Source organism: Gordonia jacobaea, from assembly GCF_001186365.1.
GTDB lineage: Bacteria > Actinomycetota > Actinomycetes > Mycobacteriales > Mycobacteriaceae > Gordonia > Gordonia jacobaea.
Genome location: NZ_LDTZ01000009.1, coordinates 1 through 350, shown reverse-complemented (window position 1 = coordinate 350; position 350 = coordinate 1). Strand labels below are relative to the sequence as shown.

At 64.3% G+C, this 350-nt stretch carries 2 pseudogenes; one reads left to right on the top strand and one right to left on the bottom strand.

The features are described from left to right. Positions 1–196: pseudogene (locus tag ABW18_RS00055) on the top strand (shikimate 5-dehydrogenase); the annotation flags it as partial. A gap of 7 nt (positions 197–203) precedes the next feature. Here ABW18_RS00055 and ABW18_RS00050 read toward each other — a convergent pair. After that, positions 204–350 (bottom strand): annotated as a pseudogene (locus ABW18_RS00050) (shikimate 5-dehydrogenase); the annotation flags it as partial.

Below are 350 nucleotides of genomic sequence, written 5' to 3'. Positions count from 1 at the left end.
GATTGGTGGTGTTCGTGCGCTCGGCATTCGCGGGTGTTCGGTATCGATGCCGTTCAAAGAAGCCGTGATCGAGCTTGTCGACGAGGTGGAGGAGTCTGCGGCAGCGATCGACTCCGTGAACACGATCGTCAACGACGACGGCCACCTCAGGGCGTCGAACACCGACTACGAGGCGGTGGCCACACTCATCGCGGACATCGATCCTGCGCTCCGGTGATCACCGGGGTCCCTGATGCCGACGCCGCGCGGATCAGCGGTGTCTGGTCGGGCAACGCGACGACGTCGAACACGAGATCAGCAGCGGCGATCGCGTCGTCGTCGAACGACTGCACGTCCTCGTCGGCACCTCG